The organism is Thermogymnomonas acidicola (genome assembly GCF_014646795.1).
Lineage (GTDB): Archaea > Thermoplasmatota > Thermoplasmata > Thermoplasmatales > Thermoplasmataceae > Thermogymnomonas > Thermogymnomonas acidicola.
Map to the genome: position 1 here is coordinate 268,269 of NZ_BMNY01000001.1, position 26,628 is coordinate 294,896.

Genomic DNA, 26,628 nt, shown 5'->3' on the forward strand with positions numbered 1-26,628 from the left:
CATGCCCACGGACCCTGTCTGTGGCATGTTCGTGCCGGAGGATTCGCCGCTACACGTGGACAGGGGCGGGCAGAGGTACTACTTCTGCAGTAAGGGGTGCATGGAACAGTTCACGTCCCCGGAGAGGCAGGTTGCATCTGTCAAGAGGCGTCTGGTGCTTGCCTGGGCACTTGCCGTGCCTGTGATATCCATAACATACCTCACCCATTTCCATTTCAGGGACTATGTACTGCTTGCCCTCTCCGCGCCTGTACAGTTCTACTCCGGCCTAGAGTTCTACCGCGGGGCATACTCCTCCATATCATCGAGGATGGCCAACATGGACCTCCTCGTTGCCCTCGGCTCAACCACTGCCTTTGCCTTTTCAACAGCTGTAACGATCTTCCACAGCTTCCTCCACTATTCTGGCGTCTACTTCGATGCCTCCACAGCGATCATAGCGCTAATACTGACGGGGAGCTACGTGGAGCAGAAGGCCAAGGAAAGGGCCCAGAGGGATGCGGAGGCCCTGATCAAGTCGTTGCCCGAAACAGCGAAGAAGATCGTTGATGGGAGAGTTGTCGAGGTGCCCAGGGATACACTGGTGCCCGGAGACATTATAATCCTGGCCCGGGGAGACACCGTGCCCGCGGACGGGGAGGTCGTTGATGGGAGCATGGATGTCGACGCCTCGAACATAACTGGTGAGCAGGAACCTGTCACGCTATCACAGGGCGACCATGTCTTCTCTGGCTCCGTCGTGTTGACAGGCGGGGCATCAGTCAGGCTTGAGAGGGGGCCTGCGGACAGCACCCTGATGAGGGTCTACGAGGCCGTCAGGAGGGCAAGCATGGGGAGGGTCAGGATGCAGAGGGTCGCGGACATCTTCTCCTCGGTCTTCGTGCCGGTGATCCTTGCTGTGGCCGCCTTCTCCTTTGCCTTCTGGTTCCTGAGGCTTGGCACTGATGCCTACGCACTGCAGTATGCGGTGCTTGCGGCTGTCTCTGTCCTCGTCATAGCATGCCCGTGCGCCATAGGCCTCGCGGGCCCGATCAGCTTCCTGATAGCCTCATCTGCATCTTACAGGAGGGGCATACTCATAAGGAACCCCGGGGCACTGGACAGGGCCAGGAAGGTGACCAGGGTGGTATTCGACAAGACGGGCACCCTCACAGAGGAGGAGGGCACTGTTTCATCTTACCATATCGCTGATGGCTTTCCGGATGCCCTCGATGTGCTCTACAGCGTGGAATCTCTTTCACGGCACCCGGTGGCGAGGGCACTCTGCAGGTTTGCCAGGTCAAACGGTGCAAGAGTCTATCCCGCAAGTTCATTCAGGGAAGAGCCTGGCCTGGGCGCACGTGCAACGGTGAGGGGCCATGATGTGTTTGTCGGCAGGGAAGGCGGGGACACTGTATTGAAGATCGACGGAAGGGTTGCCGGGAGGTTCAGCATAGAGTACAGGGTCAGGGAGAGCGCTGCCAGGGCCATACAGATGCTCAGGGAGAGGGGCATATCCATATCCATGGTAACAGGCGACAGGGGTGACCGTGCTGAAGCGGTCGCATCTTACCTTGGCATAGGGGACGTCCACCACTCGGCCGGACCTGAGGAAAAGGAAAGGATCGTAAAGGAGATGCAGCAGTCCGGCGAATACGTGGCCTTCGTTGGCGACGGCGTGAACGATGCGGTGGCAGTAAGCGTTTCCGACGTCGGCATAGTCATCGGTGGCAGGGACAGGTCGATGGCTGAACTGGGCGACATCGTGATCATGAACGGTGACCTTAGGGGCATCGTGGAGATATTCGATATAGCGGAGAGCACGCTCAGGAAGGTCCGCCAGAACCTGGCCTGGGCCATCGTATACAACAGCATCCTTGTGCCAGTGGCAGCCGGTGCACTTGTCCCGCTGCTGGGCCTCGGTGTCTACGGTTACCTGCCCATGTTCTCCGCCCTGGCCATGGGCATGAGCTCCACCTCGGTTGTGCTCAACACACTGCGCCTCAGGTCGAGGATAGCTCACCCCAGGCCCCTCTACAAGGCATCTCCCGCTCACTGAGTATCGACGGCCACGATCTCGTCCAGGACGTACCGCCCTTTCTTTATCCCCAGGGCCATCTGGAACTCCTGCGGCGTGAGCACAGGCATGCTGAACTTCCCGCCATCGTCTATGGGCACCCTTGGGCAGCCTGTGAAGACAACGGCATCACACATCAGGTTCTCGTAGTCCCTGGGGTTTGCCTCGTCGGTGGCCAGGGTCACGACCTCCTTGCCACTCTCCCTGGCCTGCCTCTCGACCACTGCAGCCAGTGATGGCCTGTACTGACCTATCTTTGTATCGATAACTATGCAGACCTTCCTGGCACCCGCTGCCCTGGATATTGCCGCGAACCTCTGCCTGAGGAACCTGTCCGCCTCCTCCCTCATGCTCCTGAGGCTGCCTTCGGAGACGTCGTATATGAAGACCTCCTTTTCCGTGGAGAGCTGCGCACCGAGGGCATGGAAGGTGCCTGTGCTCACGACGACTATGCTGTCCACCATGGCCTGGACGCTGTGTATGGCCGAGAAGTTGCAGCCCAGCACCTGGCCAGGGTACTTCATCCTCCCGTCAACGCCGCCGACCAGCACCCTGAGGCCCAAGGCCTCCAGGGCCTCCCTCACGCCCTCTGCGACCTGCCTGTACTGCACAGAGAACGCCAGGCCCACGGTGGAGTACCCCCTTGACCTGAGGATCTGGAAGGCGGATGCCTCGATCCTGGCATCCCTTTCGTACAGGTGCTCTATGAAAATGATCGGCTTCGGGTACCTAAGGTTCGGGATCTCAGTGTGGCCCAGCTGCACTATGCAGTCCACCCTGGAGTAGGTGTCCATGCTCCCCACATCGCAGGCCCCGTAGAACGACTGCGAACTGATCACCACGGAGAAGTGCTTTGAAAGTTCAGAGAATATTCCGAAGGCCCTGGGCTTCAGGCCGTCCGGCAGCTGGAGTAGCACCTTAGATGCTCCAAGGTCCTTTGCCCTCTGTATCGCTTCCTGGACGTTGCTTGCACTTACTATCAATGTGGGTGAATGCCTAACCCCGATATAATGGTATATAAATCACAGTGAGAAATAGCCGTGCCTCATTATGGGCTCTCCCATGACAAAGACACTGTCGACCAGGCTGGAGGAGTACTGGTATGGTATCTTCCTGTAGTCGTCCACATTCAGTATGAGGATGTCAGCGTCCTTGCCCGGCTCTATGGTTGCCTTCCTCCCCAGGACGTCCAGGGAGTATGCTGCGTTCACCGTAGCGGCGTTTATGGCCTCCTCAACGGTCATGCCACAGAACCTCACCGCCAGGTATATGGCGAATGGCATACTTATGTTGTACGAAACGGGTGAGCAGTCCGTGCCTATGGCAACCGGTATACCGGCGTCTATGAACTTCCTGGCGTCGGGGAACCTGATCCTGTCCAGGGAGAAGCCCGTTATGGGCAGCAGTGTCGCCACAGACCCGCCCTGCAATATCTTTTTCAGGCCCGCATCCCCCGTCTCGAGGAGGTGGTCCACGCTGTGGAGCCTGTACTTCAGGCAGAGGTCCAGGCAGCCTATGTCCTCTATCTCGTCCGCGTGGAGCCTCATCTTCAGGCCCTTCCTTGAGGAGGCTGCGAAGAAGAGGTCTGTGGACTGTGGCGAGAAGGCCCCCCTGTCACAGAACGCATCGACGAAGTCCACCCTTTCTGAGAACCTCTCGAGCATCCTGCCCATTACCTCTGCGGTGTACGAATCCTCCGTCATCCCAGGGGGCACAGCGTGCATTCCGAGGAACGTCTTGACGACGTTGACTATGCCCAGGGATGCGATCCTGTCCATGACCCTGAGCATCTTCATCTCGCTCTCCAGGTCAAGCCCGTAGCCCGTCTTGATTTCAAGAGTCGTTGTGCCACACCTCACAGCGTCCTGGACCCGCTGGAGGCTCTGCCTGTATATCTCCTCCTCGGATGCGGCCCTGGTCTCCCTTACGGTCCTGTTTATACCGTTACCGCTCTGCAGTAGCTCGAGGTAGGTCTTCCCCTTCAGCTTCATGTAGAACTCCTCTTCCCTAGTGCCTGCGAAGACTACGTGTGTGTGGGGGTCAACGAAGCCCGGCATCACCACCCTCTGCCTTGCGTCTATCTTCTCACCCTCGTAACGGCCCACTGATTCCTCGTCAATGACGGACGAAATCCTGCCGTTATCGATCACGATAGCCGCACCCTTCACGACCCTGAGCCTAGACTGCGCCGCACCCCTCAGCGGTTCCCATCCGGCCCCTTCGTTGGTGACGAGCTGTGATATGTTGTGCACAACGAACCTGCCGTTCACCATCCCCCATCGATCCTATAACTCAATTGTAAATGTTTTCCCCTCAGGTCACCCCACGGGTGCCGGTCTTGCCAAGGCTGCCAGAGATACCGGCAATGTAGACGGCGATGAGCAGGGCCAAGGATACAGTCCCGACTGTGAGGAACGGTATGCTGAAGGAGTGGGTGCTCGCAACCATGGCCCCGATCAGGAACGGCGATACGCTCCCGCCCAGCTGGGAGCTGAAGTTCACGAAACCGCTGGCAGAGCCCAGTGCGTCCTCGCCAGCTGAGACCTCCGTGGCCAGGCCCATGGACGGCCCGGAATAGAGGCCGTAGAAGAAGCCAGACAAGGAAGCCGTCAGCAGCGCCCAGGCACCGGGGAGCAGGCCAGTCGCCACAACAGAGAGTGCCAGGGCCATGGATGCCGCCACCGCGACGGTGAACTTGTACCTTGTGATGCCACGCGATACCACACCGCCCAGGGGCGAGCCTGCAATGCCCAGGAAAATTGGCACCCATGCGAACCTGTAGGTGCTGTCCGCAGAAGTTATTCCCCTGAAGACGATGAACGCTGCGAACAGTGAGGAGAAGCCGAGGTAGGTGAAGCCAGAGGCGAACCTGATGGCCGCAACGTAGGCCAGTTCCCTCCTGACTGTGCCCCTGCTCCTCCCCTTCCTCTCAGGGTTACTGAGGAGGGCAAAGTTCAGCATGCAGGCAGCAAGCATGAGAGGCATGAAGGCAAGCACGGATGCCCTGAAAGATATGCCCAGGAGCCTGACGGAGAGTATCTCAGCCACCGATGCGCCCACAAAAAAGGCGGTCTGGTATATGCCGACGGCGTGCGCCCGCCTGGATGGTTCTGACACCCTCTGGATTAGAGAGACGTCGGAGATGTAGACCAGCGAAGACGAGGCGCCCAGGAGGAGCTGGATCGCCAGTAGCCCAGCAAAGCTGTGAAGGGCAAGGAAGCAGGAGAATAGCGCGGTCATGGCCAGGAATGAGGCCTTGTTAACGGTGGCCTGGCCGAAGCGGTCGGAGATGAAGCCCGATGGGATCTGCATGGCAGTGTACGTTGACCAGTATGCAGTGACGAGGAGAGAGGCCTTCACGATCGAGATGCCGTCCAGCTCCTCTATGACAGGAAGTAACGATGGGATGAAGTACCTGACCAGCGAGTTCATGAAGAACGAGAAAGTGCCAACAGCAACCACTGCCCTGCCGCTCTTCGTCCACTGTGTACCGGTACATGCCTTATAAAAATGGGGGTCGGATGCGCGTGTGGCCCGGTGTGGCGGTGCAGCTAAGGTGGTGTCCATGGACCCAGGGTGTTACAGCGTGCAGGAGCAGCACCGTGTTCCCATTTGAGTGTGCAGTCGCATTTCTCCGGATGCTGTGCCATCACCTCACCAGCAACACGGGCCAGGCCCCGAACAGGGCGGTGGCAATGGAGCCGATGAGTATCGGCACTATGAATGGCACCTTGTAGATGCGGAGCCTCCTGCCGGAGAGATCCCTCTCGCTGAACTTCCTTGGGTCTTCACCGTCAGGTACCGTAAGGAACCACGCGAAGTCGAACTGCCCTCCTCTCACCGCGTTCCTTATGGCCAGGTACGGGAAGAAGAGGATGGATGAGAGGCCGGCGTTGATGACGAGCATGATCGCTGAAGGCACTATGGAGAGCAGCTGCCCCTCCTGCACCATCACCGGCGTGAGTGGAAGGAGGGCTGAGAGCGATATCATGGCTGATACCATGGCCTTTATGTCGCCTATGCCGAAGACCACTTCCCTGTACCCGGCGAGCAGCACAATGGAGATGAGGAGGAGCTGCAGGCCGTAGGTGGGCTCAATTGTGACGAAGTACGTGGAAACGCCAAGCATAGAGGCTGCCAGCGCCGGGTAAAGGAGGATGTCCGTTCTCACGAAGGCCAGGATGAAAGATATGCCTGACAGCACCAGGAAGAAGAGAGGTTCGTGCACGTAGGCCCCGTAGGCCAGGCCCGCTATGGCCACAGGCAGGAAGAGGAAGGAGTTCACAGCCCTCCTCCTGACATCCGAGGCGCTCCCCCACGCGAGGAAGGCAAATGTTACAGATAGATCCAGGAGGTAGGGGAGGAGCATGCATGGGTCAGCCGATGCATAGGATATAAAACTTAGTCCACAGCCGCATGCACACAAGCCGTCCTACATTTTCCCGCCCAGCATCCTGAAGGCCCTCAGGACGGATGAGAAGTCGAGGTTGCCGAGGCCAATGGAAGCTGCCGAGGCGTACATCTGCGACGACACAGATGTGACCGGCATGGGCCAGTTCACCGATGCCGCCAGGTCCATGGCATACCTGCTGTCCTTCAGCATGTGGGAGAGCAGGAACTGCGGCTCCGTGGCCTCGCCCAGGAGGTACGGCCTCTTCATCTGCAGCACCCTTGAATCCGCACCACCGCTGGACAGTATATCGAGCATCTCGCTCCTGCTCAGGCCGAGCCTCTCGGCCAGTGCAAGGGCCTCACAGACCGCTGCCATGTTGATTGCCATCACTGAGTTGTTCACCAGCTTCGCCTTTATTCCGTTTCCTACCTGGCCCAGGTAGAATATGCGGGAGCAGAATGTGGAGCACACCTCCCTGACCTCCTCGAATGCCTTCTGGTCGCCACCAGCAACCATGGTGAGCGTACCCTCCCTGGCCTGTGGCACGCTGCCTATCACTGGGGCATCGATGTACCTTGCACCCCTCGAGGCGCACGCCTCGCTCTCCCTAAGGGTTTCCTCCAGAGAGACAGTGCTCATGTTGACCACAGTCTGCCCCTGCCTGAGGTTGCCCAGGATGCCCTCCGGGCCATCGAACACCCTGGCACTCACCTGTGAGTCAGAGACCATGACGAAGATGGTGTCGCAGTAGTACGCGAGATCGTAGGGCGTTCTGAAGACCCTGACAGCCTCTCCGTCTATGGCTATGGCCTTCTCAGGCGTCCTGTTGTACACTCCGGTCAGGTGGAACTTCGTGTTGATCCTGGAGGCTATGTGTATGCCCATCTTGCCGAGGCCTATGAAACCCATGCGGGGCATACGCACAGATCGCACTGCGCAATAAAATCATGACTCGTCCAGCGTCAGCACTGAGCTCCCCCTGTCCTGGGACGCACACTCCAGTGAGGCGTACCTGACATCCCTGTTGGCAAGGTACTGCGAAACCGTTGAGTATGCTATGTCTGGCCTGTTGTTCTCCTGGCTAAGGTGAGTTAGGACAACATGCGTCTCAGGCTTCACTATCCTTGCGATGGCCTCCGCCGCCTGCTCGTTTGACAGGTGGCCGTGGTCGCTGAGTATCCTGGCCTTCAGGGGCGGTGAATAGGGCCCTGTCCTGAGCATCTCCACGTCGTGGTTCGACTCGAATGCGAGTATGTCACAGCCCCTGAGCTCATCTATGAGGTACCGGTCCACCCTGCCAAGGTCTGACACAATACCTATCCTGTACCTCCCATACCTGACCCTGAAGGCCACAGGGTCCACGGCGTCATGCGAGACACTTATTGCCTTGACCTCGAAGTTTCCTATCACCACCGTATCCCTTATCGGAAATGCATCGTCGAGGCCTATGGCCTCTGCTGTCCTTGGCCTCGTGTAAACGTCTGCCCTGGCCCGCCTGTGGAGCGCCCTTATGCCTGAACTGTGGTCTGAGTGCTCGTGTGATATGAATGCCGACACCTGGAGGCCCCTGAGGCCCAGGAGGGACATCCTCCCCTGGAGGCGGGAAAGGGAGATTCCCATGTCGAATACCAGGAGGTCGCTGTCATCCCACAGGATTGTGGAGTTCCCCTTGCTCCCGCTGGAGACTATGTTGAAGCCGAGGAGGTGCATTGGCAGAATAAGTTTAACGCATCTAATGTTTTTTGCGCAGGAACGTAACCGCGCATGGGCGCTATAAAAAGGGTTATAACCACATTGATGGTACTCAACTGTGCTGGTATGCGCAGCCTTCATGCCAAACACGCCGACGCTGGTCGGCGACCTAGGTGTCCGCCATGACAAGACCGTTGAGGCACTGCGGTCGCTGGGCAGGCAGCTGAAGGTGAAGCCCAGGGCAGTCGTTGTCCTTTCGCCACACTTCGTAACGGGGGGAGGGGTCGCAGTGGTGGCACAGAGGGAGCTCAGGCAGATATATGACTTCTACGGCTTCCCTGACAAGTTCTATTCCGTCAGGTACAGACCTCATGGCGACCCTGAGCTCGCGGAGGTTATCGCCAGGAAGATAAACTCCTTCGGGGTGCCATGCACCACAACGGAGGAGTGGGGCCTGGACCACGGCGCCTGGTCGCCACTGATGCACGTTTTCCCCAACGCCGACGTCCCCGTGATACCCTTATCCCTGTGCGATGAAATAGAGGAGATATCTTACAGGGATGTGGGACGGGCTGTGAGGGCCGTGGCTGAGGAGACAGACCTGTTCGTCTGCGCAACCGGCTCGATCATACACAGGCTTGACCTTTACGGTAGGGATAACAGTTCAGTGCCGGAAGTGGCCAACAGGTACCTCGGCCTCGTGACGATGGCACTCATAAACGGAGAGTGGGACAAGATATGGAGTGCACCCGTATCCTGGATGAGGGAAGCATCGCCTGAGGGTGGCCTGGTGCCCCTGAGGTTCCTGAGCGGCGTTGTTGGAAACAGGTTCATGGGCCACCTCCTGGCAAACGAGATAGAGTTCAATGCCGCATCACTGACAACTGTTAAGCTGGATGAGGTCAGGGAAATATAGCGACCTGCACTATCATAAAGCTCTGCAATTCCCGCTGCCTGGCCGCACTTGGAGTGCATGGGGAGGTGTGCCAGTCCGGACACCCGGTTGACGCCTTCTGGGAAGATGTTTATATTTTGACTGTCCATACCGTAACCAAAAGGTGCACCGGTAACGGTGGGCCGGGCAGCACATCTAATCTGGTTCGCACGCCCGCTGCCACTGTCAGGTACAGGTGCACTCCGGTTGCATCGCTGGGCAGGCCACGGGTCGTGGGCGCGGTGCCAGAGGGCCGGTAGATCAGCGGTAGATCGCCTGCTTCGCAAGCAGGAGGCCTCGGGTTCAAATCCCGACCGGTCCATTTAATCTATTAATCGAATACTTTTTATCCTGTTACTCGTTATGCTATCATGACCATTCAGCCCAAGTATCAGGATCTTCTTCTGGATGAAGATGTGCGAAGATGGTTTGAGAATTTAAGGGCAAAATCCGTTCTAACGGCAACAGTGGCATTGCGAAACTTAGGTCACTATTGCGAATTAACAAAAACAACACCAAAGCAGATACTTGAAAAGGCAAAAAAAACAACGAAAAGGATTTCCGCTATGAATTCGCAGATTTTGTAAGGGACATGGAAAGCAAAGGAAAGGCAGGATCATACATTGCAAGGTTCAAGAAGGTTATTCTCTCTTGGCTGAAGTTTAACGGTATCCGTTTACAGTTAGCCGTTAACATATCCGGAGAGAACGAAACGCCTACAATAGCAAACGAGAGAGTACCAAGCAAGGAAGAACTGGCAAGGATATTGAGAAAAGCAACATCGCGAGGAAGGGTTATCATAGCGTTAATGGCATTTTCGGGTTTACGACCTGAATCACTTGGCAATTACGAAGGAACAGACGGATTGAAACTTGGAGATATCAAGGAGCTGAAGTTATCAGACGAGATAGAATTTGACAAGATTCCTGTTACGGTAATGGTTAGGAGCAGGTTAAGCAAGGCAAGGCACCAGTATTTTTCTTTCATAGGAGAAGAAGGGGCAACATATATCAAGGAATACCTTGAGGAGAGGAGAAAACAAGGCGAGGAATTATCCTACGATTCTCCATTATTGCAGTTTGATGTCCGTGGAATAAAGAAAAACGCATTTCTCAGGACAACCCTAGTCACAAGGGACGTCCGCGATGCCATCAACGGCGCAGGCTTGAAGATGAGACCCTATGTTTTAAGGGCATATTTCAGCACAGCATTAGACATAGCAGAATCAAAGGGATTAATATCACATCCATGGAGGCAGTTCATAATGGGGCACAAGGGCGATATCGAAGCAAGGTATTCAACGAACAAGAGACTGCCTCCGGACATGATAGAGGAGATGCGCGAATCATACAAAAAATGCTTAAAGTACCTGGAAACAAGGGTAACAGAGCCATCGGAGAGCGATGCAAAGCTGTACCTTCAGCAACAGCTTTTACTTGCAGTGGGCTACAGGCAGGATGAGATCGATCGAATGAACCTTGCAGAGATGGACAACGAGGCATTCCAGAAACTGCTCAGGGATAAGGTCGCAGGCGCTATGTCAGGCAACGGATCAAAGCAGAGGCTCGTGCCTGTAGATGAAATAGAAAAATTCCTGAGCGAAGGGTACGAATTTCAGGCGGTATTGCCCAACGGAAGGGCTATAATGAAAATGCCTTTTTAAATCTATGATTTTTGACACCCCAGTGGATTATAAGTATCCTCCGGACAGGAGAGCGGAAGCTGTTCTCAGAGCCATCCAGGACAGAGAACGCAAATTCCAGCACACGTTCACAAGCGATCTATACATAGCATTATCAGGCATTCCCAGGGACAGGATTCGCTCCTCGAACCAGCTCAAGCACGAGTGGATTGACAGGAGAATAGATATGCTCTCAAAAATGAAATTCGTTGAAAGGCTCAGCGACGATAAGGACAAAAGAAGGACAGAGCTCAGGACAATGCCGGAGGAAATCTATACCTACATGATTGGTAGAGATCCTATGCTTTTCTGGAATCTTATTGAGAATGGTTATTTCTATTTCGTCATCAGATTCGCGGAATCAGGAAGAAAGGTTTTATGCCAGAAGTGCCAGAGGGAATCGGATATATCAATCGATTCCGCTAAGAAAAAGACCGCCAGATACCCTATCAGCGATGACATGCACATAGATGTGATATTTACCCATCTGATCATATCGTTCAATTGCGAGTGCAGTTATTCATACAGGGAAGAAATAGACATTGTCGATCCCTCTACCATGGAGGATTTCCTAAGGCTTATGGATGCTTCCAATAACCGTCGTAATCCCCGCTAAATCGACGTATTACCCATTGCGCAATATTATATCGTGGAAAAGGCAGGTTTTGACATAGCGAATGTAAAAATAAAATTCGCCGCTAAATTCCCAGAGCACCCGTTAACTAAAATACTGCTTTCCGAACCAAATGTGCTTACAAAAGACGAATTTATAGCTAAGACACAGACGTGGCTTGCCTTTTTCAACGGAGATGAAGAAGATGGAAAGAACTGAAAGGATTGTTTTGAAAGGGAGAGAAGAAGAGCCGCAGGTAATAAGGTATGTCATGGCAGACCCGCAGAAGAAGGGCACGCTCGAAAGACTTCAGGAAACGGTTATCGAGAAAACGGTTAACCAGTACGAACTTGAGGATCGCAGGCAGATCGACTCTGTGATGAGGTTCATGGAGAGGAATCCGGACATCAGCTACGTTGAATATGAATCGAATCCTGTTTTCAGGATAGATCTGACCATAACAAGGCGCGGCCTCATATTCAGGCGCGAGGAGGCAACCATATCTGCAACGATAACGCCAAACAGAAGGTTCAGGGCTCAGAGGTAAAGCATGGAAGAAGACACGCTAAAAATAGTATTTTTAATATCGGCGCCAGCCTTCTTTATCTCAAGCTTAATCTGGAACGGCCTTTTCCTGCATTTTATCTCAATGCTAGAATCAGGCAATATACTATACGAAGTGCTTGGCTTCTTGGGCATAGCTTACGCCGCCATAGGAGGCATCATTCTCAATGAGGATCATATAATAAACAATGAGAAATTTGAGTTCTGGTATGCCCAGAGGGAATCCATAGAGACTCTAATCTATGTTTATGAGGTCATGAAGAAGAGGAGATTTTTAGATCTCGCTAAAGAGTTCGGTGAAGGGCCACAATTTTTCGATCCTAATGTTGATATTTATCCTCTCTACGGGTTTAAAATGGCCACTGGATCAGGAAAGACCTATGTTATGGCATTATCTATTGTATGGCAGTACTTTAACCATAAGTTCGAAAATGGCGACGATTACACCTCCAAGTTTCTTTTAATAGCTGGAGAAAAGAATGTAATTTACGATCGTTTAAAAAGGGGCTATCAGGATGGGAAAATATTCCATGAGATACCATTAATTCCACCAGAATGGTCAGATAAATTCGATCTGAAAGTCATTTTGAAGGAGGACCCAATAAATAACATCCCTGACTCTATTCTATTTTTAACAAATGTACAGCAACTCCAGGATAAGGCAAACAGGAAAAAGGAAGCTGATAAATTTGTTGATGACGTTCTGGATTTAAAGGAGGTAAACAGAACAAATATTGCACAGGAGAATAGAATAAAAGAGGTCTTGGAAAAAATACCGAACATAATGATATTAAAGGATGAGGCACACCACATATACAATTATGAAAAAAGATGGAAGCAGATTCTTATAGACCTTCACAAATCCTTGGAGTCAAAATACGGCAAAGGTTTCAATTCTGAACTGGATTTTTCAGCCACACCCCGTGGCGAGAATGGAGCACTATTTCCATGGCTGATTGTAGATTTTACGCTAAAGGAAGCAATTGAGATGAATATAGTGAAAAGGCCATTGAAGGGTATAGTGCAAAGTGCCACTGAAATAACATCTACGAACGTTGTTGAACGTTACAGGGCTTGGATCGAAGCAGGCATTAAGAGATGGCAGGAGTATAAGGACGCTCTGGCAAAGCTAAACAAGAAGCCCATACTCTTTTTCCAGTGTCCGGATAACAAGCAGGCTGATCAGTTAAAAAAATATCTGGAGACACTACCACAGCTCTCAGGTAAAATTTTGTTAATACACACGGACAGTACAGGAGAGGTAGCAAAATCAGATATTGAAGAAGCGAGAAAATTCGCTCAAACGGTTGACAGCGAGGAGAATACCTACGAGGCCATAGTGAGCACAATGATGCTGAACGAGGGATGGGACGTAAGAAACGTGAATGTAATAGTGGGATTGAGATCGTATACATCCGAGAGGAATGTGCTTCCTGAACAGGTCATTGGAAGAGGTCTAAGAAAGATGTTTCCAGATGAGAACGCCAGTGTAAAAGATTTTGTGAATATACTGGAGGTAATTGGACCACCCGGCTTAATGCAGATTATAGAAGAATTGGAGAGGAATGAAAACATAACGTTTGGCACGGCAAATCTTGGTAACCAGATCAATGTAACAACAATATTCGTTGATATGGATAAGAAGGAATTCGATTTAGAAATTCCCATACTTACGCCAGCAATTATCGTTAGAGAATTTGAAATCGATGAGAATACACTGGACAAAATACCACCGCTCAACATAGGGTTGGAAAACAAGGTATTCAAGACTACCTACAAGGCAGTTGATATGGTCACCGGTGCAGTTCAGGTTGAAAGAAATTGGGATCTGCCTGTACCGCAGGATGTAAAAAGTGTTATTGCATATTATACTGGTAGAATCCTCAAGGAGCTTAACCTAGCCAACATGTTCGCAGACCTATATCCAATTGTAAAGGAATACATAGAGAAAAAACTCTTTGATCAGAAAGTTGACTTAGAGGATCCTAGAGTTCTTTTCCAGATAAGCGAGCCGGAATTACAGGAGAAACTGATAAAGGTCTTTGTGGATAACTTAAAAGACCTGGCATTCACAGACAGTCAAGTAACCATACTTGACAGAATTAAGATATCCGATACACAGCCCTTTGTCTGGACAAAGAAGGTTTATCAAGCCAATAAATGCATCTTCAATTACGTTCCCTGTGATAATGATCTTGAGGTTAACTTTGCAAGATTTCTGGACTCGGTTGATGATGTGAAGGCATTTTCAAAGCTTGCTCAGAAAATAGGATTCTTTATAGAATATAGGGATTCAAGCGGAAACCTGAGGTACTATTATCCAGATTTTATCATAAAACTTGAAGATAAGTACGTGATTGCTGAAACAAAAGGAGAAGAGGATGTAGATGTAAAGTTCAAGGATAAGAGAGCCAAGTTGTGGTGCGAGGACGCCGAAAGAGTTACGGGAGACAAATGGATCTACGTCAGAGTTAACGAGGATGAATTTTACAAATATCACTTTGAAAGTTTTGAAAAGTTGATCCAATTTTTCAACCCCGAAGATCATAATAGCAAATAATTCAAATGAACTTGAACAGCTCCGGCTCAAATTCACCCCGACTTCGCTTCGCTCAGCCACCCCTCTTTGAGCCTCCGCTATTTACTATGTGCCCTCCGCTCGCCTGCACGCCGAGCACAGGACCCCATGCTTCGCCTCCAATCAAAATTCACCCCGTCTTGCTTCGCAATCCACCCCTCTTTTGATTTACGGCTCGCACTCTTTCTCCGAAAGAGCCCCTTCTTCGCTACGCTCATCCGGGGTGGTGTCCTGTGCTCGCCACTCGTGGTGTATGTGTGGTGCTACACACCTTCGCTTCGCTTGGTGTTCCACACCACCCACCGCTAACGCTTACACCACTCGGTCCTGCTCCGCAGGACTTCCGGCTCGCTTCGGGCACATTATTCTCTCCTGCGGAGTGCAATTCAGGGGAGGGGGCTTGAATGGCTTAAGGGGATGCTTGACCGCACAATGCCGCTTCGCTTAGTGCGGAATTAAACAAATATGAAATCATGATGCTATGCCATATACTCTAACCAGAAAAACACTAGGAGCACTGTATTCCTTTATGAACTTCCCAAGCTCTCCATTGTAAACTATCGTAACATTTTGCAAGACCAAATCCACACCTTCCGGTATAACCAACCTTGTCTGAAGATTAATTGGATTTGCGTTGCTGGGCATTTTGTTCTGGAATTTAACATTATAGAAATAGAGCCTGGATCCTTTGGGAATCTCAAAGAACGGTCTTACATCCCCGTATAACAGGACAGAGTTGTTTCCAAACACATTAAGAACCTTGTTTACTTTAATTAATTGCGAAGCGCTTCTTTCCATTCTTTCTGTTATTTTCTTTTTTACAAGTTCATATACTCTTTCTATTGCAAAGCCCACTATGTAAGGATAGATATCCCTCACTATTTCTATTACTCCCCCGAGAAAAGCCTCATTTACCGGTGGGCGATCCAAGGAATATCTGTAATCAAACTCCTGTACATACCTTAAACTGCATTCGTTGGCTAATTCTATGATTGTATTTTCTTCTGACACATATATTCAATTTCTATTACGGTATAATTTTTTCTCATTATAGTATTCGCTTAAAAAATTAATCAAATACCGACCGGTCCATCGAATTTATCACCTGATGTTTACAGGTACTGGCAGATGAACTGAGAGGTGCTCATAGGATGTTTAATACCCATGAAGTGAGTCAAGGTCGAGCATATCACCTTGGCCACTGCCTCACAATGTTTGCCCTGGCGACCTTCCTTGTAAAGATGCCCCAGTAGAGCGTGAAGATCAAATACGCGATGAACGACATGGCAACCCCAGCAGCCAGCATGAACGGGCTGCCACCTCTTGCCGTAACAAAATAGAGCGCAAGGATAGAAACTATCAGGGCCAGAGTTGCTGCAATTGTCCCCATAGAGAATGCACTGAACGACCCATCAGTAATGACGGGCAAACCCTCCACCTCACCCCTGTATAGATGAAAGCCCTGCTTGGTATGGCAGGATGGGCAGATGAGTACCCAGTCCGGGCCTACCCTCACGGCGCTGACAGAGCCCCCATTTTGAGCGCCTAAAATTGAACTTTGCCTTGCAGTTCGGGCACTCTGTGTGTGATGTTACCCACGACCTGTGATCCCTGGGTTTACCTATGGTGGCCGTTCCCCCACTCAGTGACCTTAAACTCTATGAGCATAAGATATTTGTTCTCTGAAGCCTGTATTACGATATCAGCCTGGAGCCCCAATCAATCCAGAGCCGGAATACAGATCGGGCGCTCTCTCTTGCCCTGGCCCCAGCGATTTCACAATGATCTGATAATGAGGTTTGAGTAAAGATGGATAAGCCCCACCCTGAAGGCCCCCGTGGTCTAACAGCTTTGCTGAGGACTCCGCATGCAGGTCAAAATGGAGCTGGACATTGCAGATACCAACGAAAGGGATTTCAGATACGTGGTCCTGGGGCCATGTATGGCGCGGAGGGCCAGGGGCGGAGCGACTCCAGTTTTAGCCTCAGGCCCCAACCCCTGCTTCTAACCCTTCGCCAAACGGATAATACGAACCGTACGCCAGATATATCCGCTGTGGCAGGTTGTTCCACAAGGTTGATACATACGGTTTAGATTTGTAAGCAATGAACCTCAGGAACCTTTGCCTCGCCGCAGCTTCCGGAACCGTCGGCGGCCTAGCTGCTGCACTGTACCTACCCCTGATCTCTGTTCTCTTCCCCGCACAGGTCATGCCGATGGACGCCATAATCCTGGGCACGATAAGGTGGCCGGGGGTGGCGGTGGGGCTGGCAGAACACCTGCTTGTGAGCGCACTGGGTGCGCTTGCGTTCTACGGTGCGGTGAGCGTCCTGAGGTACAGTGCGAGGGACCCAATCGGCAAGTACCTGGGCATGACGATGGCATATGTCCTGGGCTTTTACGTGGCGCTCTTCCTACCCTCATTTAACGCGTACGCCTCCGCACACCCCGTCCCGGGATATTCACTGCCTGCCCTGCTTGCTCAGGGGCTCATATTCACCCTGATATACTGCCTCGTGACCGCTGCGACCATGCTCGGGATCCTTTACTCCAGGCAGGATGGAGGGGGCGGCCCTGGCAGATACAGTGCGGGCCTATGACTGCTGCGGCGGCAGCCTTACCTCCATTCTCCCCAGCTCCTGCAGAGCGATCTCTATGGCCCTGTCCAGCTGTGGATCCCTGGCCGCCAGGTAGTCCTCCGGCGGGTATTCAACGACCTCGTCCGGGTCCACACCGTGGTTCTCGACGCTGAAGCCAGCGTCTGTGAACCAGAAAGCGTACTCCGGCTGGGAAAGCACCGTCCCGTCTATGAGCTTCCTCCTCGGGCTTATGCCCACCACCCCTCCCCATGTCCTGGTACCCACGAGCCTGCCCAGGCCAAGGGCCCTGAACGAATAGGAGAATATGTCTCCGTCGGAGCCTGCGTATTCGTTGCATATTGCCACCATTGGGCCAGCCACAGAGTTTGTGGGGTAGGGCATGAGTGTGCCGCGCCTTGGCCTGTCGTACCCAAGCCTCCTGAGAGCAAGGCGCTCGAGGAGCAGCTGTGACACGAACCCGCCACCGTTGTACCTGACGTCTATGACCAGGGCATCCCTGGATGCCTCCACCACGTACTGCCTGAAGAACTCGTTGTAGCCCCTCACGCCCATGTCAGGTATGTGGATGTACCCAACGCGCCCTCCAGTCCTTTCATGCACGTAGGAGCGCCTGGACTCCACCCAGTCCCTGTACCTTATGTACTTGTCGTCCGCCAGGACCTCCACGAAGTCCCTCTTAACGGTCCCATCCGGTTTCCTCAGTGTGACCAGCACTCTCTGGCCCGCCCTTCCCATGAGGGCCTCGTAAATGCTGACCTCCCTGCCAGGCCTCACTCCATCGATCTCGATGACAGCATCCCCGACCTCAGGATCCAGGGAAGAGAGGAGAAGAGGTGATTTTTCGTTCTCGTTGGATGGGTCGCCAACATATATCTTCGATATTCTGTAGGCCTCACCATCGAACACGAAGTCACAGGCTAGTTTCCCTGGCCGCTTTGCCTCACCGCCCGTGAAGGATCCGCCCATCTCGTAGGAGTGAGATGTCCTGAACTCGCCCTGCATCTCCGTTATCACATAGCTCAGGTCTGAACGGGTCTCGCACCTCCCGGCGAGGGCCCTGTACTTTTCGTATATCCTTTCCGCGATCTCAATTGCACGCCCCCTGTCCCAGAAGTTGTCCCTTGCCAGTTTCCAGGCCTCATCGTACATCTGCATGAACTCCTCCCTGAGCGATGTGTAGATCTCGATCTGATCGAGTGGTATCTCGTTCTCCTTCTCCGGCCTGTCCAGGTCAAGGTAGAAGAGCCTGTTGCCCTCCTTCCTGTAAACGAGCCTCTTCCTGTCAACCGAGATGGAGAAGTCCAGGACGTCACGTGCCAGGTCCTTTACACTGCCGTCTGAGTAGGAAAACTTCTGTATGACTCCCTTCTCACCACCGTCGCTGTAATAGGAGCTGAGCGAGCCCTGTACCGGTACGCTGAGGAGGATCAGGCCATCCTCCACCGCTATCACACCCCTGTAGTCCGCAGGCTGGACAGCCATGGGCTCTGACCTCATGAGTGCCCTCTCGATCGCCACTTCGCCAGCCTCCGGCATTATGCCTGAGGGGAACTTCCTTGACGGGTTCCTCACGCTCTCCCTGAGAGGCGCGAAGAAAGGCCTTGAGATCAGAGAGTAGCCGAAGTTGAGGATGAGCCTGTCCCTTGAAGGGTCAAGGGACCTGTTGGAAAGGTACACGATGTAATTGCCGTTCTGAGAGAACGAGGGTGAATAGTCCAGGCCGTTCTCAGTGGTCAACTGGTATGAACGGCTGGAACCGATATCGAAGACCCTCAGGGAGGCCTGCTCGTATGACGCTGTGCTGGTCTGCTTTGTGGGCAGCGAGTATGCCAGGAGATCCCCGCCATCGGAGAATGAGAAGTCCGTGATCATGGCCACACTGCTCCTGTCCACTGTTACCACATTCCTGCTCCCTGTATCTATTAACCTGAGGGTAAAGTCGTCCAGCGCAATTGCAACATACCTGCCGTCCCTTGAGACGCCCATCTCGAATATGTTAGAATCGCTCGAGAAAAGAACCTCTCTCTTCATGTCCACAAGGCTGTAGGAGACTATGCTGTCACCCTCTATAGTGCCCTCGACAGTCACGACCCGGCCACCGTCTGCAACCGCTGCCTGCCTGACCCGGCCCTCCGGCTTTATCGTCCTGAGGAGCCTGCCCCTGGCGTCTATGACCATGGCCTGGCCCCTGCTCACCACGGCCAGGATGTCTCCAGAGGTGGCAGAGTAGGCCTCCAGGTAGTCCCTGGCCTTGAAGACGGCCTTCTCGGGCTGCCCCGGGATGCCAGATATCTCCACCTTCCGTGGCCTCCCGTCCTCCCCCATTGTGTATATGTCGCCACCCATGCTGAAGACGAGCGACATGCCGTCGGAGTTCAGGTTCCTGGGATAGAAGTCCCTGAAGTCCGTGTGGCGCCTCAGGTCCTTCCCATCTAGGTCCGTGGAGTATATCTGGCCAGAGCCGTCCAGGTCCGTTATGAAGTATATCCTGTTACCCATCACCGTCGGGGAAGAGATGTGCGTCTCCAGGTCTATGATCTTCCTGAAACCGCCCTTCTCCGATCCCTTCCACACCTTCCCGCGGGTGCCTCCCCTGTAACCCTTCCAGTGCGGCAGCTCGAAGGTGTCCCTCCCTATGATCACCTCGCTCCCGACCTCGAAGTACCTGTGGCCAGGGCCAAGGTTCATGGGCTCAAGGGAGCCGTGCTCCGAGAGCCTGTACAGGTACTGTGTGCCGCTGAAGGGTGAGATGGTCTCGGTCGCTATGACAACGTCGCCTGAAGCTGTGAAACCAGCCACATCGGTGAATGGCCTCCTGGAAACGCTGAGCCCGGACAGGAAAGTGAGCCGCCTGAGCGTGCCGTCTGAAAGCGATAGCCTGTAAATGTCGGCACACTCCCCCGACCTGCCCTCGGTCACTCTCATATATACGTGGTGGCCATCTGGTGAGAACCTGGCAGATGTGACAAGGGCATTGGGGATAGATACAAGGAGCTGTGTACTCCCCCGGCCGGTGTTGTGGAGGAAGAGCCTGCCGCCTGACACAAATACAATGTCGCTGCCCCTTATGTCCGGGTTCTGTAGGATGCTCATAGTGCGTGATGTGTACTCACCTTATTACATGTTTGCGCACTATGACCCACTCCCCACCCTAAAGGGCGAGGGTTCTGCCTGGGTCTAGGGCGTTACTCCCCCTTACGGGAGCTATTCGGTTATGGTCTACCTTGAAAGAGAGGGGTTTCTTCACCGTGTTGACGATGGTCCCCGTGGCCTTCTTCAGAATGTTCAAGGCACCGTTTAGGTCGCTGTGCAGTCTGTGGTCGAAAGGACAGTGAACCACTCCTCTTGGATACCTCCTGACTTCTACACCATGATAAGCACAGAACCTTGACGTGTTATATTCCATGACTTTATACACCCTTCATGCCCTATTGCTGGGCCTTCAGTTCTATCGCCTGTACTAAATCGCGACAAGACCAGACATTCACCGTGTACCTATTGCCCTTATCCTGACCAATGTTGTAAGGGTAGCCCGGGTAGATGGTGGAAACGCCAAGCCCATGGAGTCCCTCAACAAGACCGCTCGCCAACGTTCTGTGCAGGTGAAGAAAACCCCTTTGCAATTTCTTGAACGGCTGCCCCTTCTCTCTTTCTGACTCCCCGTAAGCTCCGTATTAACCGATGTTCTTGGCCTCATCTGCAAGTGACTGTACTCCAGCAACCCTCTTCTCGAAGTAGAAGTGGCCCTCCTTTGCCCTGACTCCACTGTACAGCAGCCAGGTACCATCGACTACCACCACGGAAGCCAGGACATTGATGCCCAGGTCAATAGAGGCCGTCCTGTTACCTTTTGGCGAAGCGACCTGTATTGACTTCCTCTCACCGTGAATGACGTGCCTGGACTGCTTACCTTTCTTGGTTGTTTCAACACCCACCTCAACGGGGATGTGGGCGTACCACCTGTCCGTGACCTCATCGTAGACTATCTCCAGCCTGCCCTGCTTCTTAGTGTCCCGTATTTTGTGTACGGTTAAGGGGACCTCTTCCGGAAATTTTATTGAACTTGCCCATGCATTTATAGAATCTCCTCAATATTCTCAATGACCACTTCTCATTGATCTCCACAACTCAGATGGATGATTTTCATTGTACTCTACTCTGATGGTGGTGAATCAGTGAACTCTATCCTGTTCCTTCGTTCCCTAGTGCTGTTTTGGATCTAATCTTTATTACAAGAAGAATGTTTACGACCACTATTAGTGTCAGAATCCCAAGAAAGAGGTCTTTTGGAACAGCTGTGGATGAATATGAATACAGTGAATCATAGTATCGAATAATGGGTGATGCTGCGGGAGGGATACGTCCACCATTCTGCCCAAATAATCGGAAGAAATCCAATTGTCCATATTAGCTGGTACAGGTAACCTGGTATCCTCCTACCAGCCAAGATGGACCTGCGAACCAAAAGGGGCCTATTAACCAAAATGAAAATCCTGTAAATCTGCACCGTAACTACAATCTCAAAGCCTATCAATCCGATTACAGATGGAATATAAAAATAATCAGCTCCAAGGCTAAGGAAATAGAGAAATAAAGCCGAGCCAGCTAAAAGTACGATTATTTCCCTTATGAGTTTTTTCCTCCTCTCTTCGTCCATTTATCACCAACCTCTACGGAAATGCATGAGGCCATATGGATGTGTGCCAGCCTTTGATGTAAAAACATTTTGGGGGAGTGGTTCACATAGGAATTGCCAAGCTTATATAAACGGCCGGAACCTGAAGGGCCTGAAGAACTGCCAGATGTCAAGTTTATGGTGGTTGTATTTGTACAGTCATAATAGGCTGTATCCCAGGATACGCAAGTCTGCCCCTCTGAGGACCAGATCATCATATATGTAAGATGATGTTGCATTGGTTTTCAGTGGTCATGGTGAAAGCATATGTATAGACTGTATTTTGCTTACAACTGCGTTACTGCTGGATTCCAGAATTGTCTGATTGCTGTTGTTGTCGAATGTTGCACTGCTTATCTCAAGGCTGGAATGGTTCAAATTAGTATGCGGGTACTCCGGTAGTAACTCAATATGTTGTTCCGATATGTTCAAAGCAACCTGGTTAAACGCCATTGTAGCCCGCTTAAGCTGCTGACCATTTCTCCGTGGACATATTCCCTTTGGCCATGAACTATACAAATTACGTATCCCCCCTCGTAATCTCTACATCGGCCGGCGCTGATTCCGTATCTACACCCCTTTCTAATGGAACATACGACTACTACGCAGCCGTAAACGTATCAGGATATTATTCAACGAGTGAATTCGGGTCGTTCACGGTGCACGGGAGCTCAGTAATCCTTCCAACTATCATTTTCATTACCGGCGCGTATTCCGTGTCTTTTGAGGAAACCGGTTTACCATCAGGCATGGCTTTCTCTGTATCCTTCAACGGCATGGTCAATTGGGGGTCGCCCGTGGTATTTTCAGTACTCCCCGGTACATACCAGTACAGCGTTTTTGTACCCCCTGGATTCACCACTTCTTCTTCATCAAGAACGGTATCAGTGAGCGGTTCTACCCCAGTTTCCATCGTGTTCATCCCGAAAAGAACATATGCAGTGACCTTCGTGGAAACTGGCCTTGCCCCGGGTACCGAATGGTTCATTGACGTGGATGGCCTGTATAATTCAAGCACCACATCTACAATATCTTTCTCAGGCTTAACTTACGGATTCCTGAACGGAACCTATTCTTATACAGTCGGGCTATCACCGGGCTATATCGCTTCCCCCTCAGCCGGAACCTTTACAGTCAACGGGGCCCAGGTCATAAAATATATAACATTCACCGATGCGGTCTACAATGCGGTTTTCACCCCCAGGGCCTATACCCATGGGCCTCCTATAACATCACGTTGAACTGATTCGTGCAGAGCGCTAAGGATACGGCTTTAACCTTCCTCCAGGTAAATGGAACCTATTCCTATAACATTACCCTAATCCCTGAATATTTCACCCTCGTATCCCCGCGCACTGGTACCATAGATATTAACGGTTCCACGGTATCAAGCGTAGTTAAGTTCCTCCCCGAAAACTTTACGCTGAATTTCACGGAAACAAGCCTCCCGCAGTATACAAATTGGTCCATCGGATTAACGGGGTTACGCACTCTTCAATAACGCCTTATATCCTCGTATCCCTCTCTGACGGGGTCCATCAATACAGCGTGATAGCGCCTCAGGGATTCGTGGCTAACCCGGCATCCGGAACGGTTACCATTTCCAATTCATCGGCCTTTGTCCACATCTCGTTCAGCTCTCTCGCCACGTTCGAGGTTACATTATTTGAGACTGGTCTACCCTCAGGGGCCATGTGGACCGTGTCAATGAATGGATACAACATCACCTCTAATACGAATACCATAAACTTCTACGAGCCCAATGGTACGTACATTTACACAATCAACGGGCCTTCCGGGTACACGATTTCACCGCGGGCCGGGGCATTGGCCGTCGCCGGTAAAGCGATAGTTCAAACCGTTACGTTCCCCATCCCCAATACCTATTCCGTGGAATTCCAGGAATCAGGCCTCCCGCGGGTGACGATGTGGTCGATTACCCTGAACGGTAAAACAGAAACCTCTACCACGAATACAATCATCTTTTCGGGCATTAACGGGTCGTACTCCTATGTGGTAAACCCCGTCACGGGATACCAGATTATATCAGGGCAATCAAAAGGAACGGGTTCATCAGGGCAAACAATTTCCTTGACATTCGTGGCTAATTCCCCCGCCTCGATTTGGACTACGTATCAGTGGTATATTATCGGGGCTATAGTCCTGATAATAATACTGCTATTGGCCTTCAAAGGAGGAGAACAAGAAGAGAAAAGGAGAGGAAGGTGGAAGTGAGGAGGGAAAACCGTGAAATCCCTCCTATTTTTCTCGTTTTTTATTACAATTTTCCTGGTATTCAGTTCAATAGAGGGGGCTATCCCCCTCCCTCAACCTCAACCCCGGGTATCGGTACCCAGTTTAACGGTTGGCAAGACCTGGAAATTGACCTAACAGAGAACCTCACCGGCCCGGGATGGTATACCACGGGTCAGGTCCCTATTTTGCATTGGGGAACCGGCCCGGTCAATTACGTTTACGGGGGCAATGTCACCCCCGGGCTGTTGGATACCGGAAATTCCAGTATTTCCCCCGTGCAGCTCATCGGCCCCCTGTATTATGGGTTCACGTACACTTGCAACCTCGTATACGCCTTTATGACGAACTTTTGGCCCGTGGCTAATCTGACGGGTCCAGGGGGCGGGTGATTGAATCATGGGGCACCGCCCCTTCCGGGAATTTTTTCGGGGTTAACAGCGGGGTCGGGCCCTTGAATTTTGATTACGGCCATTCCCTGTACAACGATTCGTTATCGATATTCCTGGTCAATGCCTCTTCGCATCCGCATCAGTGGTTCAGGATGATGGAGGTAGATTTCACTGAACAAACGAGGACCGTGATTCAAAACATTTACCACAATAGCACCGTTCCCAAGCCGTATATTCCCCCGATTGTCTACGTTGTGATTGCGGTCTTATTTGCCTCAACGGTGGCTTTCGGAATAAGAGGAAACGGGGAAAGGGATGAATTGAATAGAATAAGAAGGAGGAGGAATTGAATGCTTAAGATAATTGGAATCGGGTTGATTGTATTGGCATTGCTTGTTTTGAGCGCCCCGGGTATCCCGAATGCACATGCCACGGGAGGATTACCTGAATCTACTACCATTCCTTCATATATTACAGTCAGCGAAGTTGGGCTGCCCCCCGGGTACGACTGGACCATTCAGACATGGATACAGACGCCTGGGAGGCAGATAACCATCAATGAAAGCATCCCTGACGGGTCGAGTGCCTACGTCTCTACCGCGGGCCTGGTGGGCTTTGATGCCTATTTCCAAGCCTGGCAGCCCGTTGGTGGCATCTATAAGTACGTGGGGAACTTTATTGGCTTTCCATTGGGGGGTTTCATCCCTCTTATCTCCGGTAAACAAAACTACACCTTTTATTTCTACCAGGCTATCAACATATCTTTCGTCGTGCAGGGGCTACCGTTTTCGCTTAGCTGGTATTTGGATGTTAATGAGACCGTGCAGACTCCATACAGCGAAGTGAACATGTCTATTGGCGTGGGTAGACTGGGAAGTGCTAATGGTACCTTTTATGTCCTACCGGGAACTTTATACTATAGAGCATATGTTAATCCCGATTCCGGCTACATCCCCCACCCCTCCTCATGGAAATTCCTTGTGAATTACGGACCTGTTCAGCCTATCATCATCGTAACTTTCTCAAAGCAACCCCCGTGGTATGCCCTCTTCGCGCATTGGTTCAACGAGGGGATTTCAACACTAAAAAATTACTGGTGGGGCGTCCTCAGCCTTATCGGGGCAACGGTCGCGGGGTACCTCCTTGACAATTTCGGGCCGTCTAAAGATGATTTCAAAAGAAAGAGGGGAAAGAGATGAAAGCGATATCAAGGAGAGTGATTGCATTAATCTTGATTTTGGCCATGACAGCGTCCATGGCCCCGGTGGTTGAGGTTGTACATGCGTCGTCTAATCCCCTATCGGCCCTTTCGCTTGGCTCCTGGCAAGTGGACCAGCGTGCAGTTCATAATTGGGGGGTCAACTCGTCAGCCGTGGAACAGTGGTTTAACGTGAGTTGGGGGTCGAATCAGGCGGAGGAAGCCGGGGCGGTTGATTTTCCTTATCAGTTCATGTACGGTAATTTTTACATGAACGGTAAACTGGTGGCGCAGCCTATCTCCATCAACGTTCACATCAATTGGGCCGTGGTGGGGAATTACCCCGCGGTATCCATTTTAGGGGCCCCGGGTGACGGGGCCACGCCCCTGGGGGCCCCCTCAGGCGAGGCTATCTCAACGGGAATCGGGTCGGGCGCTATCGGGTATTTCAGCGGTTATCCATTCCACATCTATTATCGAATCCGGTAATGGAACTACCCTGGCGTCAACGGACTTGACCACCTCTACCTCAATTTCCAATTACCAGGTCACCTTGACCCCCACGCCTTATAACGGGACCATATACATCGAAATTTACACGATGATGTACACGGTGCTCGATGCGCAACCAATCAAGTATTTCCCGTTCTACGTGGGCGTGGGTCAGTTTTCGCAATTGAGCGCAAATGTCCAGGGCTCTACCTCCCTGGTCAAGGGTTCAGGGCCGGCCTATCTGAATTTCACGTTTAATGCAGGGAACTGGACCGTCTATTTTGACCGCGTGCTGAACGGAAATCCGGGAAATTTGAGCGCCACCAACCTGCAGGTCCTCCAGGAATATCACATTACATACCAGGAAACCGGGGGGCAAAAGAAGCTCGTCTTCAACTTTACATCCTCGGACCCGCCCGGCGTGTATGTGTGGATTTTCAACGAATCTATCACGCGATACGGTGGGTATACATGGTCCACGACCTCAGCACGGCCTCCCCCCCCCCC

25 protein-coding genes and 1 tRNA gene are annotated in these 26,628 nt (G+C 52.1%); 15 read left to right on the top strand and 11 right to left on the bottom strand.

Translation table 11 applies throughout. The features are described from left to right. Position 1 precedes the first annotated feature (1 nt). Positions 2 to 2,038 (top strand): heavy metal translocating P-type ATPase, encoded by a 2,037-nt coding sequence (locus IEW66_RS01400; protein ID WP_188679681.1) that lies wholly within the window; start codon positions 2 to 4, stop codon positions 2,036 to 2,038. Here the strand turns inward: IEW66_RS01400 and dph2 are convergent. The 6 genes from dph2 to IEW66_RS01430 all read right to left on the bottom strand — a co-directional run bounded on the left by dph2 (position 2,032) and on the right by IEW66_RS01430 (position 8,159). Then, positions 2,032 to 3,039: a diphthamide biosynthesis enzyme Dph2 gene (gene dph2 / locus IEW66_RS01405; RefSeq protein WP_229657418.1), complete on the bottom strand. Its 1,008-nt coding sequence runs from the start codon at positions 3,037 to 3,039 to the stop codon at positions 2,032 to 2,034. The two genes, IEW66_RS01400 and dph2, sit on opposite strands and share 7 nt — an antisense overlap. Positions 3,040 to 3,078: 39 nt before the next feature. Beyond that, on the bottom strand, positions 3,079 to 4,329 hold the full coding sequence (hutI, locus tag IEW66_RS01410) for an imidazolonepropionase (protein WP_188679683.1): 1,251 nt from the start codon (positions 4,327 to 4,329) through the stop codon (positions 3,079 to 3,081). A 40-nt stretch (positions 4,330 to 4,369) separates the two neighbouring features. Then, entirely contained in the window at positions 4,370 to 5,518 is a 1,149-nt protein-coding gene (locus IEW66_RS01415) for an MFS transporter (RefSeq protein ID WP_188679685.1), read from the bottom strand. A gap of 187 nt (positions 5,519 to 5,705) precedes the next feature. Next, positions 5,706 to 6,425, bottom strand: a complete 720-nt coding sequence (locus IEW66_RS01420; protein ID WP_188679687.1) for a hypothetical protein — start codon at positions 6,423 to 6,425, stop codon at positions 5,706 to 5,708. 63 nt (positions 6,426 to 6,488) lie between these two features. Next, positions 6,489 to 7,367: an NAD(P)-dependent oxidoreductase gene (locus tag IEW66_RS01425; protein WP_188679689.1), complete on the bottom strand. Its 879-nt coding sequence runs from the start codon at positions 7,365 to 7,367 to the stop codon at positions 6,489 to 6,491. A gap of 27 nt (positions 7,368 to 7,394) precedes the next feature. Continuing rightward, positions 7,395 to 8,159 carry an MBL fold metallo-hydrolase gene (locus tag IEW66_RS01430; RefSeq protein ID WP_188679691.1) on the bottom strand — a complete coding sequence of 255 codons (765 nt, stop codon included), beginning with the start codon at positions 8,157 to 8,159 and terminating at the stop codon, positions 7,395 to 7,397. Positions 8,160 to 8,259: 100 nt separating this feature from the next. On the opposite strand from IEW66_RS01430, the gene IEW66_RS01435 reads away from it, so the two are divergent. The 7 genes from IEW66_RS01435 (at position 8,260) to IEW66_RS01465 (ending at position 14,493) form a co-directional block, all read left to right on the top strand. Beyond that, on the top strand, positions 8,260 to 9,057 hold the full coding sequence (locus IEW66_RS01435; RefSeq protein ID WP_188679693.1) for a dioxygenase family protein: 798 nt from the start codon (positions 8,260 to 8,262) through the stop codon (positions 9,055 to 9,057). A gap of 268 nt (positions 9,058 to 9,325) precedes the next feature. Next, positions 9,326 to 9,397, top strand: a tRNA-Ala gene (locus IEW66_RS01440). A gap of 270 nt (positions 9,398 to 9,667) precedes the next feature. Further along, positions 9,668 to 10,738: a site-specific integrase gene (locus tag IEW66_RS01445; RefSeq protein WP_229657419.1), complete on the top strand. Its 1,071-nt coding sequence runs from the start codon at positions 9,668 to 9,670 to the stop codon at positions 10,736 to 10,738. Positions 10,739 to 10,742: 4 nt separating this feature from the next. Further along, a complete protein-coding gene (locus IEW66_RS01450; protein ID WP_075057145.1) occupies positions 10,743 to 11,372 on the top strand; it encodes a hypothetical protein in 630 nt (209 codons plus the stop codon). Positions 11,373 to 11,405: 33 nt separating this feature from the next. Then, positions 11,406 to 11,588 (top strand): hypothetical protein, encoded by a 183-nt coding sequence (locus IEW66_RS01455; protein ID WP_075057144.1) that lies wholly within the window; start codon positions 11,406 to 11,408, stop codon positions 11,586 to 11,588. Then, positions 11,575 to 11,916, top strand: coding sequence for a hypothetical protein (locus tag IEW66_RS01460; RefSeq protein WP_162509550.1), 342 nt, complete (start codon positions 11,575 to 11,577; stop codon positions 11,914 to 11,916). Before IEW66_RS01455 ends, IEW66_RS01460 begins: the two co-directional genes overlap by 14 nt. Before the next feature lie 3 nt (positions 11,917 to 11,919). Continuing rightward, positions 11,920 to 14,493, top strand: a complete 2,574-nt coding sequence (locus tag IEW66_RS01465) for a DEAD/DEAH box helicase (protein ID WP_229657420.1) — start codon at positions 11,920 to 11,922, stop codon at positions 14,491 to 14,493. 489 nt (positions 14,494 to 14,982) lie between these two features. Here the strand turns inward: IEW66_RS01465 and IEW66_RS01470 are convergent, their stop codons facing one another. Beyond that, the gene (locus IEW66_RS01470; protein WP_188679695.1) at positions 14,983 to 15,522 is read right to left on the bottom strand and encodes a hypothetical protein; all 540 of its coding nucleotides are present in this window, start codon (positions 15,520 to 15,522) and stop codon (positions 14,983 to 14,985) included. A gap of 178 nt (positions 15,523 to 15,700) precedes the next feature. Next, entirely contained in the window at positions 15,701 to 15,940 is a 240-nt protein-coding gene (locus tag IEW66_RS01475; RefSeq protein ID WP_188679697.1) for a hypothetical protein, read from the bottom strand. A 676-nt stretch (positions 15,941 to 16,616) separates the two neighbouring features. On the opposite strand from IEW66_RS01475, the gene IEW66_RS01480 reads away from it, so the two are divergent. Beyond that, positions 16,617 to 17,111 carry a hypothetical protein gene (locus IEW66_RS01480; RefSeq protein ID WP_188679699.1) on the top strand — a complete coding sequence of 165 codons (495 nt, stop codon included), beginning with the start codon at positions 16,617 to 16,619 and terminating at the stop codon, positions 17,109 to 17,111. On the opposite strand, the gene IEW66_RS01485 is transcribed toward IEW66_RS01480, so the two are convergent. The 3 genes from IEW66_RS01485 to IEW66_RS01500 form a co-directional block, all read right to left on the bottom strand. Then, positions 17,106 to 20,204, bottom strand: a complete 3,099-nt coding sequence (locus tag IEW66_RS01485) for a S41 family peptidase (protein ID WP_188679701.1) — start codon at positions 20,202 to 20,204, stop codon at positions 17,106 to 17,108. The genes IEW66_RS01480 and IEW66_RS01485 overlap by 6 nt on opposite strands. Positions 20,205 to 20,785: 581 nt before the next feature. Continuing rightward, on the bottom strand, positions 20,786 to 21,046 hold the full coding sequence (locus IEW66_RS08745) for a transposase (RefSeq protein ID WP_075057744.1): 261 nt from the start codon (positions 21,044 to 21,046) through the stop codon (positions 20,786 to 20,788). 386 nt (positions 21,047 to 21,432) lie between these two features. Continuing rightward, the gene (locus IEW66_RS01500; protein WP_188679705.1) at positions 21,433 to 21,768 is read right to left on the bottom strand and encodes a hypothetical protein; all 336 of its coding nucleotides are present in this window, start codon (positions 21,766 to 21,768) and stop codon (positions 21,433 to 21,435) included. Between the two features lie 503 nt (positions 21,769 to 22,271). Between IEW66_RS01500 and IEW66_RS01505 the strand changes: the two genes are divergently transcribed. The 6 genes from IEW66_RS01505 to IEW66_RS08665 form a co-directional block, all read left to right on the top strand. Then, on the top strand, positions 22,272 to 23,027 hold the full coding sequence (locus tag IEW66_RS01505) for a hypothetical protein (RefSeq protein WP_188679707.1): 756 nt from the start codon (positions 22,272 to 22,274) through the stop codon (positions 23,025 to 23,027). Between the two features lie 307 nt (positions 23,028 to 23,334). After that, the gene (locus IEW66_RS01510; protein ID WP_188679709.1) at positions 23,335 to 24,021 is read left to right on the top strand and encodes a hypothetical protein; all 687 of its coding nucleotides are present in this window, start codon (positions 23,335 to 23,337) and stop codon (positions 24,019 to 24,021) included. Beyond that, positions 24,012 to 24,431 (top strand): hypothetical protein, encoded by a 420-nt coding sequence (locus IEW66_RS01515; RefSeq protein WP_188679711.1) that lies wholly within the window; start codon positions 24,012 to 24,014, stop codon positions 24,429 to 24,431. Before IEW66_RS01510 ends, IEW66_RS01515 begins: the two co-directional genes overlap by 10 nt. A 62-nt stretch (positions 24,432 to 24,493) precedes the next feature. After that, entirely contained in the window at positions 24,494 to 24,781 is a 288-nt protein-coding gene (locus tag IEW66_RS01520; protein ID WP_229657421.1) for a hypothetical protein, read from the top strand. Next, the gene (locus tag IEW66_RS01525) at positions 24,782 to 25,630 is read left to right on the top strand and encodes a hypothetical protein (protein WP_188679715.1); all 849 of its coding nucleotides are present in this window, start codon (positions 24,782 to 24,784) and stop codon (positions 25,628 to 25,630) included. 600 nt (positions 25,631 to 26,230) lie between these two features. After that, the coding region (locus IEW66_RS08665) for a hypothetical protein (RefSeq protein WP_229657422.1) at positions 26,231 to 26,628 on the top strand (398 nt) is incomplete at its 3' end.